The organism is Bombilactobacillus sp. ESL1187 (genome assembly GCF_058107155.1).
This window is the reverse complement of sequence record NZ_JBYLTZ010000001.1, coordinates 770,910-785,698: the sequence shown is the minus strand read 5'-3', so window position 1 is coordinate 785,698 and position 14,789 is coordinate 770,910. Positions and strand designations below refer to the sequence as shown.

Annotated in this window: 10 protein-coding genes and 1 pseudogene; 5 read left to right on the top strand and 6 right to left on the bottom strand. The window is 38.5% G+C overall.

Going from position 1 to position 14,789, the window contains the following annotated elements; genetic code table 11:
* Positions 1 to 95 precede the first annotated feature (95 nt).
* Together mnmE and mnmG are read left to right on the top strand one after the other, a co-directional pair.
* A complete protein-coding gene (gene mnmE / locus AC3B5B_RS03860) occupies positions 96 to 1,478 on the top strand; it encodes a tRNA uridine-5-carboxymethylaminomethyl(34) synthesis GTPase MnmE (protein WP_489769355.1) in 1,383 nt (460 codons plus the stop codon).
* Positions 1,479 to 1,490: 12 nt separating this feature from the next.
* A pseudogene (mnmG, locus tag AC3B5B_RS03855) lies at positions 1,491 to 3,425 on the top strand (tRNA uridine-5-carboxymethylaminomethyl(34) synthesis enzyme MnmG); the annotation flags it as partial.
* Positions 3,426 to 3,732: 307 nt separating this feature from the next.
* On the opposite strand, the gene AC3B5B_RS03850 reads toward mnmG, so the two are convergent.
* The 3 genes from AC3B5B_RS03850 to AC3B5B_RS03840 are packed head-to-tail and all read right to left on the bottom strand — an operon-like array spanning position 3,733 to position 8,349.
* Positions 3,733 to 4,692 carry an alpha/beta hydrolase gene (locus tag AC3B5B_RS03850; RefSeq protein WP_489769354.1) on the bottom strand — a complete coding sequence of 320 codons (960 nt, stop codon included), beginning with the start codon at positions 4,690 to 4,692 and terminating at the stop codon, positions 3,733 to 3,735.
* A 23-nt stretch (positions 4,693 to 4,715) separates the two neighbouring features.
* Complete coding sequence (locus tag AC3B5B_RS03845; protein WP_489769353.1) at positions 4,716 to 7,127, bottom strand: family 78 glycoside hydrolase catalytic domain; 2,412 nt, start codon at positions 7,125 to 7,127, stop codon at positions 4,716 to 4,718.
* Positions 7,128 to 7,143: 16 nt separating this feature from the next.
* Positions 7,144 to 8,349, bottom strand: coding sequence for an MFS transporter (locus AC3B5B_RS03840; protein WP_489769352.1), 1,206 nt, complete (start codon positions 8,347 to 8,349; stop codon positions 7,144 to 7,146).
* Between the two features lie 220 nt (positions 8,350 to 8,569).
* On the opposite strand from AC3B5B_RS03840, the gene AC3B5B_RS03835 reads away from it, so the two are divergent.
* Positions 8,570 to 9,469 carry an AraC family transcriptional regulator gene (locus AC3B5B_RS03835; protein WP_489769351.1) on the top strand — a complete coding sequence of 300 codons (900 nt, stop codon included), beginning with the start codon at positions 8,570 to 8,572 and terminating at the stop codon, positions 9,467 to 9,469.
* Positions 9,470 to 9,492: 23 nt separating this feature from the next.
* On the opposite strand, the gene AC3B5B_RS03830 is transcribed toward AC3B5B_RS03835, so the two are convergent.
* The gene (locus tag AC3B5B_RS03830) at positions 9,493 to 9,960 is read right to left on the bottom strand and encodes a PTS sugar transporter subunit IIA (protein WP_489756897.1); all 468 of its coding nucleotides are present in this window, start codon (positions 9,958 to 9,960) and stop codon (positions 9,493 to 9,495) included.
* Positions 9,961 to 10,164: 204 nt separating this feature from the next.
* On the opposite strand from AC3B5B_RS03830, the gene AC3B5B_RS03825 reads away from it, so the two are divergent.
* Positions 10,165 to 10,932, top strand: a complete 768-nt coding sequence (locus tag AC3B5B_RS03825; protein ID WP_489756898.1) for a DeoR/GlpR family DNA-binding transcription regulator — start codon at positions 10,165 to 10,167, stop codon at positions 10,930 to 10,932.
* Between the two features lie 3 nt (positions 10,933 to 10,935).
* Here AC3B5B_RS03825 and AC3B5B_RS03820 read toward each other — a convergent pair whose 3' ends face one another.
* Complete coding sequence (locus tag AC3B5B_RS03820; RefSeq protein ID WP_489756899.1) at positions 10,936 to 11,931, bottom strand: helix-turn-helix domain-containing protein; 996 nt, start codon at positions 11,929 to 11,931, stop codon at positions 10,936 to 10,938.
* Between the two features lie 135 nt (positions 11,932 to 12,066).
* Positions 12,067 to 13,188 carry an NAD(P)-dependent alcohol dehydrogenase gene (locus AC3B5B_RS03815; RefSeq protein ID WP_489769350.1) on the bottom strand — a complete coding sequence of 374 codons (1,122 nt, stop codon included), beginning with the start codon at positions 13,186 to 13,188 and terminating at the stop codon, positions 12,067 to 12,069.
* Between the two features lie 341 nt (positions 13,189 to 13,529).
* On the opposite strand from AC3B5B_RS03815, the gene AC3B5B_RS03810 reads away from it, so the two are divergent.
* A complete protein-coding gene (locus tag AC3B5B_RS03810) occupies positions 13,530 to 14,789 on the top strand; it encodes an MFS transporter (protein ID WP_489756901.1) in 1,260 nt (419 codons plus the stop codon).

Sequence of the window (14,789 nt, the reverse complement as noted above, 5' to 3'; positions counted from 1 at the left end):
TAGAGATCAAAAAGTAGTCAAAGTGCTTTTTATCGAGATTAGTAACCGACTAATCTGGATTAGTAGCACTTTTTTTGTGCTTTCAAAGGAGTAGTTTGATGACGAAGATTACAGAATTTGATACAATTGCGGCAATTTCGACGCCCATTGGAGAAGGGGCCATTGCAATTGTGCGTTTATCAGGAGATCAAGCAACTAAAATTGCTAACCAAGTGACGACGGGGGTCGATTTAACCACCGTGGCTTCGCATACTATTAATTATGGACACGTGATTGATCCCCAAAATCAGCAGCCAATTGATGAAGTCATGATTTCGGTGATGCGAGCACCCAAAACTTTTACTCGTGAAGATGTCGTGGAAATTAATACACACGGTGGTTTGTTAGCTACTAACCGAGTTTTACAAGTTTTGTTAAGTCATGGTGCGCGCTTGGCGGAACCTGGTGAATTTACGAAGCGGGCATTTTTAAACGGGCGGATTGATTTAACGCAGGCAGAATCGGTAATGGACTTGATTCGTGCTAAAACGGATCGTGCGATGGATCAAGCTTTACAGCAATTAGATGGTTCATTAAATCACTTAATTAAAAATCTACGCCAAGAAATTTTGGATGTTTTGGCCCAAGTGGAAGTCAATATTGATTATCCAGAATATGATAATGAAGAATTGACAACGCAGATGTTATTAGAAAAATCCCAGCAAGTGCAGCAACAAATTGCCAATCTGTTAAAGACAGCTCAAGAAGGCCAAATTTTAAATCAAGGTTTAAAGACGGCGATTGTTGGCAAACCCAACGTTGGTAAATCCAGTTTATTAAATGTCTTGGCCAAGCAAGATCGTGCCATTGTAACTGATGTGGCGGGCACAACACGTGATGTCATTGAACAAATGGCTAATGTGAATGGCATTCCCTTAACGCTCATTGATACAGCCGGCATCCATGCGACGGATGATAAAGTAGAAAAAATTGGTGTAGATCGCAGTCGGCAAGAATTAAAGAAAGCCGATTTGGTCTTGTTAGTTTTGGATGGCAGTCGGCCGCTCAGTGAGCAAGATCAACAGTTATTAGCCGAAACTGCCACGCAGCAACGCATTGTCATTATTAATAAAAGTGATTTGCCACAAGCGTTTAGTGTGCAAGATTTAACTGCCGATCCACAGGAAGTGATTCAAATTTCCGCGGTGGAGCAGCAAGGTATTGATCAAATTGAACAAAAAATACAAACGATGTTTTTTGCAGGAATGGATCAACAACAAAATGGTGCAGTGGTGACCAATGCCCGCCAAGTCGGGCTGTTAAACCAGGCACAAGATTCTTTAAGTGATGTCATTCAAGGCATTAAAGCTGGTATGCCGATTGATCTAGTCCAGATTGATATGACTAACTGTTGGGACAAATTAGGTGAAATTACGGGTGAAAGTACTCCCGATGAGTTAATTACTGAGTTATTTACGCAATTTTGCGTGGGAAAATAAGGAGTTTAATAGATGGCAGATAGGAAAGTTAGAGAGTATGAAACCGCCAAAAGTTATGATGTGATTGTGGTCGGTGCTGGGCATGCTGGGTGTGAAGCCGCCTTGGCTGCTGCTAGAATGGGTCAAGAAACTTTATTATTGACTTTGAACTTAGATATGATTGCGTTTATGCCATGTAATCCGTCGATTGGGGGCCCCGCTAAAGGCGTAGTTGTCCGTGAAATCGATGCGTTGGGTGGCGAAATGGGTAAAGCCATTGATGCAACTTATCTACAAATGCGGATGTTAAATACTGGTAAAGGTCCTGCTGTGCGGGCATTACGGGCACAAGCTGATAAAAATGAATATCATCAATACATGAAAGAAACGATTGAAACCACGCCGCACTTGACTTTGCGGCAAGGCTTAGTTGACCAGTTGATTGTGGAAGATCAAGTTTGTCAAGGAGTGATTACCAGTACCGGTGCGCGTTATCGAGCAAAGAGCGTGGTTTTAACTGCCGGGACCTCTTCACGGGGCAAAATTATTATTGGTGAATTAATGTATTCTTCGGGTCCCAATAATTCTTTGCCTTCGATTAAATTATCGGAAGATTTAGAACGTTTAGGTCTAAAATTGCGGCGTTTTAAAACAGGTACCCCACCGCGAGTAGCTAAGGATAGTGTTGATTTTTCCCAAATGGAAGAACAACCTGGTGACAAAACGCCCCGGTCATTTTCTTATTTAACTGACCGGACTCATTATTTAAAGGACCAAATCTCTTGTTGGATGACCTATACCAATGAGCAGACCCACCAGATTATTCGGGATAATTTAGATCGGGCTCCGATGTTTTCGGGCGTAATTGAGGGTGTTGGTCCACGATATTGTCCTTCTATTGAAGATAAAGTAGTGCGTTTTGCGGATAAACCGCGGCATCAGATTTTTATGGAACCAGAAGGACGCACGACGCAAGAATATTATGTAGGGGATTTTTCGACCTCTATGCCGGAAGAAATTCAACAACAGATGTTGCATTCCGTAGCCGGGTTAGAACATGCGAAAATGATGCGGCCTGGTTATGCTATTGAATATGATATTGTGGAACCGTGGCAATTGAAGCAATCTTTGGAAACAAAAGTTATTAGTCACTTGTATACTGCTGGACAAATGAACGGAACTTCTGGATATGAAGAAGCAGCAGGGCAAGGCATTATGGCAGGGATTAATGCGGCCTTAAGTGCCCAGAATAAAGAACCATTAATCCTAGGTCGCAATGAAGCTTATATTGGTGTGATGATTGATGATTTAGTGACGAAAGGTACTAATGAACCATATCGCTTGTTAACTAGTCGGGCCGAATATCGCTTAATTTTACGGCATGACAATGCAGATGAACGTTTAACTGAAAAGGGGTATCACCTCGGTTTAATTAACGAAACCCGGTATCAAAATTTTCTCAATAAATATCAGCAGGTTACGGCGGAAATTTTACGTTTGAAAATGACCCGGATTAAACCATCCAAAAAAGTGAATGAGTTTTTGGAAGGCTTGGGAATGAATCCGTTGAAAGATAGTGTGGTCGCGGCAGACTTTTTGAAACGTCCTGAAATTGATTATGCTAAATTAGTAGAATTTATTGGGCCAACGAGTGAACCCTTGGCGCCGGAGGTTACGGAACAAGTTGAGATCTCACTCAAATATGCAGGTTATATTAAAAAAGAAGAAGCACAGATTGCACATTTGAAAAAATTGGAATCAAAAAAGATTCCTGAGCGGTTGGATTATGATGATGTGCAAGGCTTGGCTACGGAGGCTCGGCAAAAATTACAAAAAATCAATCCAACCACAATGGCTCAAGCTAGCCGCATCTCCGGTGTTAATCCAGCGGATTTAAGTATCTTGATGGTTTATATCCAACGTGGGCGGATTGCTAAAATTGGTCAAGAGCAGGAACAAGCAACAAAATAAAAGGTTATTTAAAAAGTGTTGATGATTGGATCAGCACTTTTTTATTCGCTTTAAAAAATAAACAAGAGGTCGGGACAATAAAATTACTGCTCACATTTTGGATAGAAATATCTGAGCAGTAATTTTATTGCGTTTTAAAAGTCAAAGGTTTTTGCCTAATTGAATCAAATTATTTTCAGTCGCGAGCGGACTGGAAAATTTAATCTGGTTAGTGCGCAACTGTGAAACGATTTTTGGCCCCGCCTCTTGTGACAGTATTAGTAAGATTGAAATAGAAAATTTATCATTCAGATGATTTTATTAGTTAGTCAGCTAAATTGAGATTTTTTTCAAAGGCACTTAATTCGGGTAACGGTAGAGCAAATCTTCGTTGTAGCCAAGTGGCGCATAAATCAAACCAAATAGCAATGTCGGGCTTGATTTGATTTTGAGAAGCGGCACTGGCTTGTGTGGCTAAGCTTAAGCCGTGAGCACCATGTTCAAAGAGGTGAATTTCAAAAGGAACGTGGTGGTTCTTTAATTCTTGGGCAAACGTGAGTGAATTAAGTGACGGGACTAGAGGATCATCAGCAGTGGCCCACATAAATGTTGGTGGTGTGAACTCGGTCACTTGCAAACGGGGACTAACTTTTTTTAAATCAGCTAGGTCCGGGTTCTCTTGCCCTAAAAAGGTCACCATGGAAGCTTTCATAAATTGCTGTTCCATCCCCTGCAGCTCATTTTGGATATGTTCATTAAGGTTAATGTAGTCGGTAATGGCGTAACCTAAAATGCAAGCAGCAGGCTGGAGTAATTGGGTCTCAGCGCCAAAATGTTTTTGAAACCACTCCTGATGCCAATTGGTGGCGTACAAGGCGACGTTATGACCACCAGCAGAAAAGCCACAAATTGCCAACTTTTGATCATCAACCTGCCAAGCGTCAGCGTGTTGCTTCACTAAGACCATGGCTTGTCCTAATTCCAACAATTGTTGGGGAAATAGACAATCTTTTTTGGGCGCAATGTTGGTAATATTGGAAAAATCCGAAGAACCTTCATTATAGGTACTGTAGCGCAGGATAAAGGCATGATAACCCAAAGAATTAAATTTTAAAGCTACTGGTTCAGCTTCCGGATAAGAACAATTCATATAAGCGCCACCTGGGCAAATGATAACTCCAGGTCGTTTTTTACCGGCCAAAGTTTCTTCGGAATCGTCTAATAAATAGGCGGTTAAAGTGACAGCGGGGTTTGTTTCACTTAATGGGATAGTTTTGATTTGCATAAATAACACTCCTTGAAAATTATTTAATAACGATAAAAATATTCACCAGCAGTAACTTTAAGTTGTAAACAATGTTGTTGTTCATTAAGAGCGCCATCAGGATAGTTTTGCAGTAGCTGTCTTTTTTGTGTTGGATTGATATAAGGCAAGCAAACTAGCGCACAAGTGTCTTGGGGAACACTGAGTTTTAAGACGGTGGTCTGATCTTGTGTAGTTAAATCTAGTTTAATTAAGCCACTTTGAGAGGCATATTGGAGTTGAATTTTGTCACAAACGTGAACTAATGGATGAATTTGAAAAGTTTGAAATCCTGGTTTCAATGTTTGCAAGCCGGCAACTTTGCGGACAAACCAATCCAAAACACAGCCCATAGCGTAATGATTAAAGGACAATTGGCCCACTTTACCGTCTGGTTGAATGCCCGCCCAAGATTCCCAAATCGTGGTGGCACCATGTTGAACTTCATATAACCAAGAAGGGCATTGCTCTTGCAAGAATAGTTTAGCAGCTAATGGTGCTTGACCATTATCACTTAAAACATCTAATAAATAGGGTGTGGCTAAAAAGCCAGTATCTAAGCGATCATGATTGTGATGAATCAATTCAACTAGGCGGTTAATTAAAGTTGGACGCATTTTTTGGGGAACCATGTCGAAAGCGAGTGCTAAAACATAACAGCCTTGATAATCTTCTTTGAGTTGGTGGTTGTCAGTTACCAAATATTTGGTAAAAGCAGCCTTAACTTTTTGAGAGTAAGCTTTGAAACGAGCGCCATCTTGCTGTAAAACAGTACTAATTTGGGCCAATAGATCTGCGGAATGGGCTAGAAAAGCTGTGGCCACAGTATTTTTAGTGGCTTGCGCCGTTTTCATGGGGTCAGGATCTTGGAGCATGAAACTGGGAAACATCCAATCGCCGTAATGAAATTTCGTGTCCCACAGATATTGGGAATCATCAGTCTTGTCGCCGGCGGCACTGTTTTTAGAAAATTCAAACCACTTAACCATGGCTTGATAATTATCTTGTAAGACTTGTTTGTTGTTATATCTTTGATATAAGGTCCAAGGAACTAAAATAATAGCATCACCCCAACCGGCTGAAGAATAAGAACCGGTAAATTCTACACTCTTTTGGGCATCTTTGGGTGAAGGTGAGTAATCTAAGATTTCACCGTTGGGACGTTGGTCAATGCGAACATTTTTAAGCCAGCGTTCGATAAACTGATTGGTATTCATGTAAAATGTGGCAGCAGGCGCAAAGACTTGCATATCACCCGTCCAGCCAACTCGCTCACGCTGTGGACAGTCAGTGGGAATGGAAAGCATATTGCTTTGCTGACTCCATTTGATATTGGATAACAATTGGTTGATTTGTTGGTTATCAGTGGTAATAGTGCCGGTTTCTGGCATATTGGAATATAGTGGAATAGCTTGAATCTGTTGGAGATTACTTTGTTGGAGACCAGAAATTTTGACATAGCGAAAACCATGAAAAGTAAAGTCGGGCTGCATGGTTTGCGTAATACCATTACCAATAAAAATATCGGTTTGGTCTTTATTACGTCCAATAATATTAATTAAGAATTGGCCGTTTTCATCTAAAGTTTCGGAGTGTTGAAGTGTAACTGCCTGATTTTTGGGAATAGTGGCTGTTAAACGGACGACACCAGTAATTACTTGACCAAAATCGCAGATTAAGTCGTCATTTTCTGACCAAACTTTTTGACAAGCTAAGGGCTTTTGTGCATAGACTAGCGGACCTTGTTGTGGTTGTAAACGCGAATAATCAGCATCAATGATAAAGGTCGTAAGAGGTAGATTTAAATTGTCCGTTAGCCAAGCATCCGTCTGTCTTAAATCTTGTTTTTCTCCGATATCAATGTCAGCATAGACATGTTTACCGGAACCGGCAGTGAAACTATCATCTGTGCCAAGGACTTCTTGGGTGCCATCGAGATATTCAAGCGTTAGTTCTGCCAATAATGCTAATTGATTACCAAATTGATTACTGCCACCTTGAACACTGATGCGTCCAGCGTACCAACCATCAGCAACCATGATGCAAAAGTGATTTTGTCCAGAAATTATCTGATCAGTCACATCATAAGTTTGATATTGCAAAAATTCATTGTAATTGGTGTAATCCGGAGTAAAACGAGCTTGAGTTACTGGGCGACCATTGATCAATGCTTTATAAATTCCTTGGGCAGTCATGTTCAGGCGGGCTGTTTTAACTCGTTTATCGATGAAAAAACTTTTTTTAAAATAAACTACAGGATGCAACCGTTCGGCAACTGGTTTTTGTGGTTTAGTTTGACCAGAGAACATTTCTGCCAGTGTAAATTCTGGTTCTTCTGAAACCCAACAGTTGTTGGCGCTAATCCAGCGTCCTTGCCAATTAGTTTGGGTGCTTTTTTCTTGCTTCAATGACAACACTTCTTTCTCAAAGATATTAATCTGCTTCGATATTAGCATTTCGGTTGGGAAAATTCATTGCTTTGCGACCAATTTGCGATACTAAACAAATAACTGCAACGACAATGCTACAAATTCCGCCAAACAGAAAGGAATCAACGCCGGCATTAATGTGAATTAGTTTTAAAACTAGTGGCGCAATAGTTCCACCTAAGGAATTGGCAAATTGAAAAATAGCCATGGCCATCGCTACTTGAGCCGGTTTGGAAACTAAAGAAATTAAAAAGGGAACGGTAGACATAATCATTGACATGGCAAAACCTGATAACAAGGCACCAATAATAATTAAAACTATATTCTTGAAGAAGTAAATAAAGAAGAAGGTTAGCGCTAAGGCAACGAAGCCGGCAGTTAACGTTTGGTTCTTAAATAACTTATTCAAGTACTTCATACTAAAACCAGTTAAAACGCCGCCCAATGTTCCTAGCGAATTGATGATGCCGGTTAAGCTGGTACCGCCAAGATGTTTGGTGTTAATGATGATCGATAGATTGGTGGGAAAAATATTATAAATGAGCGCTAGTAAAAAAGTTAGTGTGGCTAAGGCAAAAACATAGCCGCTTAAACTTTTGACAATCTGCCAAGTATGATGATCTTGTGACGTATCACTTTTGGTAGCTGCAGCTTTTTGAGTACTATCTTGAGGCAAAAAGAAAATAACTAATAAAATAACAGGGATGGTTAATAAGAAAATTAAATAAGTGTTAACCCAATTTTTAGCCCCTAAAAAGCTTCCGCCCATCATTAAAATAATCGAGCCAAAGCTATTAATGGCTGTAGATTGCCCCATAACGCTAGCGCGCTCTTCGTCTGCAAAAAACAAAGAAATCAACATCGGTGCTAATGTATTAATGAAGCCAATGCCAATTCCTAATAGTAAAGCGCAGATTAATAGTTCGTTGACACTATTGTGGAAAACCAATGGCATTAATCCGCCCAAGGCTAAAACCAGGGTGCCTACTAGCGTTAAGCTTTTTTTAGAAAAATGCGTGGCTAAAGTCCCAACCACCAAAGTGGATATCAAAGCGCTTAAATTAGGGATGGTGGCAATCATTTGAATCTTGGCAATAGAATCATTGGGAAAAGCTTTAATAATAGAATTTAAAGCACTAGAAATGGCTAAAGCACTCATGGATAATGAGGTAGTACTTAAAATCCCAACTTTAATTTTGGTTTTATTCATACAGGGTTCCTCCAGTTAAAAATTATTCTTGAGATAAAATTTGAAAAGGGTGTATGCTTGATACGAATAGAAAAACAAAATTTTGGCCCAAAATTTTTTCATAGAAGCTCTAACTAAACTGTCATAAGCTACAGTCTTAATTTTTGTCGTTTTAGCAAACGGTTACAATGCTCAATTATGATGAATGTCTGCTTTTTTGTGACTTTGAGGAGGAACCCTTATGACAGTGGATTTTCAAAAAAATCAGTTACCGCTTCTCTTGAATGTAGATAAGCAAGTTTTTTTAGATGGTCAAATACGCTCAGAACAATTATTCTCTAATGATAAAAATATTTTTATCGTCGCCCACCGAATTTACGAACCGGCGCCACTCCATCAACATAATTTTTATGAATTTGTGTTTGTAAATGATGGGAGAGTGATCAATCAAACTTTAGATGATCGAATTTATTTATTAGCTAATAGTCTCTTAATCATGAATTTGCATAGTCAACATGCGTTGGAAGTTGTTGATTCTAATGCATTGGTTATTAATATTGGGGTCAATCAATCACTGTTTCAGCAGGGGCTTTTTAAACAATTTTTGCAGGATGTTAATCCTTTAAGTCAATTTTTGCAAGGAAGCGGAACCAAAAAATATTTATATTTTCCGACCTTTCATCAACTAGAAATTTGGGATTTTTTAAATCAAATTATTCAAGAATATTGTCAAAGCAATTTTCAAAATACGTATAAATTATATGGCTATTTTCTATTGTTATTAGCCGATATTTCCCAGGAAATTCATTATTCATTTAAGGGAATTGATCATCGCAGTATGCAAATCATTAATTATATCGAGCAAAATTATGCCACGGTTAATGTTCAGCAATTGGCCCGACAGTTTAATTTTAGTGCGAGTTATTTATCAAGATATGTTAAGCAACATACGGGCTGGAATATATCAGAATTAATTGTTACTACTAAACTGGAGCAAGCAAAGGAACGCTTGTTAAAAACGGAGGCCACAATTGAGGAAATAGCGCGCGAGGTTGGCTATCAAAGTACTAGTTATTTTTATAAACTTTTTAAGAAAAAAGAAGGCCATTCCCCACAAGAATATCGAGAAATGAACCGTTAGGCCTACTTATTATTGTCCATTAGTTAAAAAGTGTTGAGTAAGTAATCATATAAATCATTAATGTTATTAATATAAAGAAAGTCGTTCACAAAATCAGGACTATTAGACAGTTGCAGAAAGCGCTTTAATAATTGGCTATGTAAAGAAGGCGTTTTGTCCGAAATTCCTAAAAAGAAAAAGTTTTGGACAGGAATGATAAACTGTTGATCCATTTGTTGCATTAAAATCGGGTTGTTCGTACGCACTAAAGTAATAAATGAATGATTAATGTGCTGTGGTTTAGTATGAGGTAAAGAAATAGTAATATAAGGGGTCTTAATTCCGGTGGGAAACTTTTGTTCACGTTGCCACAAGGCTTGTTCATAGTTAGTAGTAACCAAATCTAACTTTAATAATTTTTGTGAAATGTGATGGCATAGCGCAGCAAAGTCAGATATTTCAGAATTTAAAAAAATCAGTTGATTACTAAAAAGGTCGGCGTATTCTGTCATTATTATCACCTGCGTCCGTTCATCTCAATGAACAAATATAAACATCTGATATTAGACTACAGTTTTATTTTAGTTTAAAGTAAAGGCTTTAACAAGATAATCTTTGCTTGGTAAAACGGTTAATGTTCATAAATGTTCACTGATTTTTTTAAAATAATTATTGTATAATAATTAAAAAGTAACCTGAAAGAATTGAATTGTCAGATGACACAAGCAGAACGACTTCAAAGTATTATTGAGATTTTATCGAATCACAAAAAAGTAAAGACTAGTATTTTACAACAAAAGCTGGGCATCAGCACTTCGACTTTACGACGTGATCTCATTGGTTTAGAGCTCACAAATACCGTCAAACGTGACCAGGGTTATGTCAGTTTGCTCAAAAACTCCAATGTGGAAATGACCTATGCTATTAGGCGTAGTGAGAATGAAGCTGCGAAAAAAAAGTTGTGCTCCTTAGCTGCAAAACGGATTCACAATAATCAAGCAATTTTCTTGGACGGTTCTTCGACCTTAGCTTTTTTGCCGAAGTATTTTGCTGGCAAACGCCAACTGCATATTATTACGAATAACTTGCACATTGCCACTGAAGTTAATCAATTGCAAAATATTAAGCTGTCTATCTTAGGAGGGGAAGTCCCTTACCAATCAAATTCAATTTTAGGTTATCGGGCGTTACGTGATTTAGCCCAAAATTACCGTCCAGATATTGCTTTTATGTCGTGTAATTCGTTAGATGAACATGGGATTTATATGGCGAATGAAGAACAAAATGCTTTGAAACAGATGTTGTTGCAAACCGCACGGAAAGTTGTGTTGTTAGTGGATCATTCAAAGTTTGGACGTCATGATTATATTTTAATGTCCTCTTTTCAGCAAACGAACATAGCAGAAATCATTTGTGATCAACGTCCGTCAGCAGATATTGCCCAGCAAATAACACAAGCTAAAATCCAATTAACAATTGCATAGGCATTATAAAGCTTGATGGCGCTTTTGAAAGTCAGCGCGTTTTTGGGCGGGCGACATGCCGTAAAATTCATGGTATTTTTGATAAAAAAAGTTTTTGTTTTTAATCCCGACTTTAGTGATAATCTTATTAATCGGTAAAGTACTGGATTGTAATAGGCTGTTAGCTTGAATGAGCCGTTGTTTGGTTTTTAGTTGGGAAAAAGTATTATGCGTGTGTTTTTTAATTAAATTACCCAGGTAATCTTTGTTATAGCCATATTTATTAGCTAGCTGTTCCAAAGTAATGGTGGCATAGTTTTGATCAATTTCGTTTAAGCATTGAATGATTAAATCTTGTTGGCGATTGGTGGTTTTTACTGTCGGCAAAGGATGGTGACGGAGGATTTTGGCTAAAAGAATATCTAAATAAGATTCAATGATCCGACTCGAGTACGATTTTTCAAGAAAATATTCTTCAATAATTTCGTCCATGGTTTCTTTGATGTCTTGGTTTTGCGGAAATAAAATATAATTGCGGGTAGGATGCTTGCCAAGAGAAATATCAGATAAAAAACTATAAGTAATACTATTATTTTTGTGAATACTGTTTAATAGATTGAAAGTAATACTACTGTCGCGAAACAAAACATTGATGAGTAAATCGTTGGTCCCGAGTGCTTTGATAGAGTGGCTGCAACCAACATTCATCATTAGAATATCACCTTCATGTAATTTGACTAGTTGCCCATCGACGACTTCAGAGCAACTGCCAGTTAACATATAATTTAATTCTAAAAATTTATGCGTGTGTTTAGGGTAGGGGGCAAAGCGGTTATGTTTACTGATATAGACAGAATGGTACTTAAAAAAGTAATCGTTAGTTAAAGTGAGGAGTGCTTGATGATCGACAGAAGTAGCGACTGCACTTTGTGGTAAATCGGCAATAAAATGATGAGTTGCTTCTTGTTGTTGTTCTAAACTGGTTTTTTGTTGGAGCATTTGGATAACTTGTGCGTTCATAATAAAATCCTTTCGCAAGCTGATTAGCGATCAATAACGGAACAAAAAGGAAATGTTGGTCAATGATTAAGATTGAGCCAAACATTTCCTTTTATAATACTCTTAAATTCCCAAGTTACTGTCGAGTAACGACGATTATTTATCTGGTTGGTAGTCGGGATCAATAATCAAAACCGGTTTAATCGTTTTCCCCGAAACAGAATCGGCATTGGCTTGATTAATATCCTTGAAATCATAGAACTTTTCAGTTTTATCAAAGTCAAACCAACCTAACTTATAAAATTCAATCAAGCGGGTAATATCAACTTGAGGAATGGAATCGCCCATGTTGACACCAACGACTTTGCGATCATCAACGCAGAGATCATTCCAAGTAGAAATTTCTAATAATTTTGGTGTCACGGCGATCGCAGCACACGTTCCGCCTTGAGCTAATGCTAAAATGCTGTTTTTGATTACTGCAGGAATACCAGTAGTGTCAACCGTCCAATCAACGCCATAGCCATTAGTTAATTGTTGAATTTTAGCCACGGCATCCTCATCATTACTATTAATCGTATCTGTAGCTCCTAATTCTTTGGCTAAGGCCAATCTTTGAGGAACTACGTCTACAGCGATAACTTTAATACAACCAGAAATGCGCCCGGCCATCATAGCAGCTAGACCGACGGCACCAGTACCAAAGACAGCGATCGTATCACCAGGTTTTGGTTGCAAAGTATTAAAGACAGTACCCGAACCAGTTACATAACCACAACCTAATGGTCCTAATTTCCGTAAATCTAAACTTTTATCAACTTTGACAGCATTACGTTGATCAACAACGGTAGTCGTTGTAAACGAGGATTGATTAAACATATTAGAGATGTGCTGACCGTTCTGAGTAAATTGATCTTCACCATCGGCCCGGACCCCAGACAAATTGTAATCACCATAATTACGACACTGTGTGGGCACCCCTTTTAAACAATTATCGCAGGTTCCATCAGCGTAAAAAGATAAAATAACATGATCACCGACTTGAAAGTTTTTCACTTCGGAACCAATTTTTTCAACGATACCGGCCCCTTCATGACCTAAAATTGCTGGATAGCCTACCGAAGCATCGCCTTTGCGAATCGCTTCATCAGAATGGCAAATCCCGCTGGCCACCATGTGAATTTGGAGATCAGTCGGACCAACTTCGTGCAGTTCAATGTCATCTTCTAAGGTAAATGGTGCTCCTTGTTCTTTGACAACAGCGGCAGTAATTTTCATTAATAAAACCCCTTTCTTGAAATTCACCCTTTTCAACAATGATTATGTCACTATCAAAAAACGATTTCAATAAAAACTTGTGATTTTATTCATAAAGTTTTGCGATGAATGGTTTAAATATTTTATTTTTACAAAAAAATAATCTAAAAAGTGCTTTTATAGATAAAAATTACGAACTGTGCCCCTGGTTGATTTCCAAAATCTAAAATCATTAAATTAAAAAATGTATTAATATGATACTGATTATCAAGAATTATGCCATTGCGCTAGTCTAGCGATTACGCTTACAATCTATACAGTAAACGTTTACGATTAAGAATTATGAATGGAGATCTGAAGTTATGGCTAAAAGTTCGCACGCTTCAACGTGGGCAGTATCCTTAACCAATTTTTTAGACTCAGGCTCAATCGTTGCGGGCGGTGCAGGTTTAACAATGTGGCAAAAGCACTTTGGTTTGAGTAGCTTTGCCGTCGGTTTATTAGGGGCATTGAGTGCTAATGCTTTTGGTTCGGCATTGGGAGCCATCATTGGCGGGCATTTGTCTGATAAATACGGCCGCAAAATGATTTATACCTATGATATGTTGGTCTACATGGTCGGAACACTTTTAATTGTGTTTTCTATTAATTTTCCGATGTTACTAATTGGTTTTTTAGTAACAGGTATGGCTGTAGGTGCGGGGGTTCCTGCTTCTTGGACGTATATTGGTGAAACATCTGATGGAAAAAATCGGGCCCATGATATTGGGATTTCTCAATTTTCCTGGTCCATGGGACCGACGTTAGTTTTTGTAGCAGCATCATTATTTGCACCACTTGGTTTATTAGGTAACCGTTTATTATTTGTCTTTTTAACCATTGTGGCATTTATTGCGTGGTTATTGCAAAGAAACTTACCGGAATCTCAGGATTGGTTGCAACAAAAGGAAAAAGAACGGCAATCAGGAATTAAGCCGCATCCATATAAAGAATTATTTTCGAATATGGTTTCCATTAAAAGTATTCTCTTCTTATGCGGTGTTTATGCTCTCTGGAATTTAGTTGCGGGGGCGATGGGCTTCTTTATGCCATTTGTGTATGAAACTGTCGGTGGCTTAAATACCTTGCAGGCAAATATTTTACAAGCAGTTTTGTGGTTATGTACCGCTTTATCTGGTTACTTCGGTTTTGCCTTATTTGGCGATCGGCTTAATCCCCGGGGCTTCTTCTTTGTAGGGGCTTTAATGGCTGTTATTTCTTGGGTAATTTTAACTTATATTGGCTTCGGCTGGGCCGCTTTAATTGCTTTTGTAATTATTTGGGGACTATCTGCCGGAATTGGTGCCCAAGCTTGGTATGCTTTATGGGCAGTGGAGCTGTTTCCTACAAAGTATCGTGCTGGCTCCCAAGGGTTTATGTTCTTTATTGTCCGTGGTAGCTCTGGGATTTGGTCGATCATTTTCCCAATGATTTTAGCAGATCTTGGTTTTAAGGTTGCTGGGACGGTCATGATTATTTTGCTGTTAGTATCTTTGATTATTGGTGTTATTTGGACGCCACAAACTCAAGGTAAATCTTTAGATGAAATCACTTTGGAACGTTATGGTACCAAAGAAGAATAG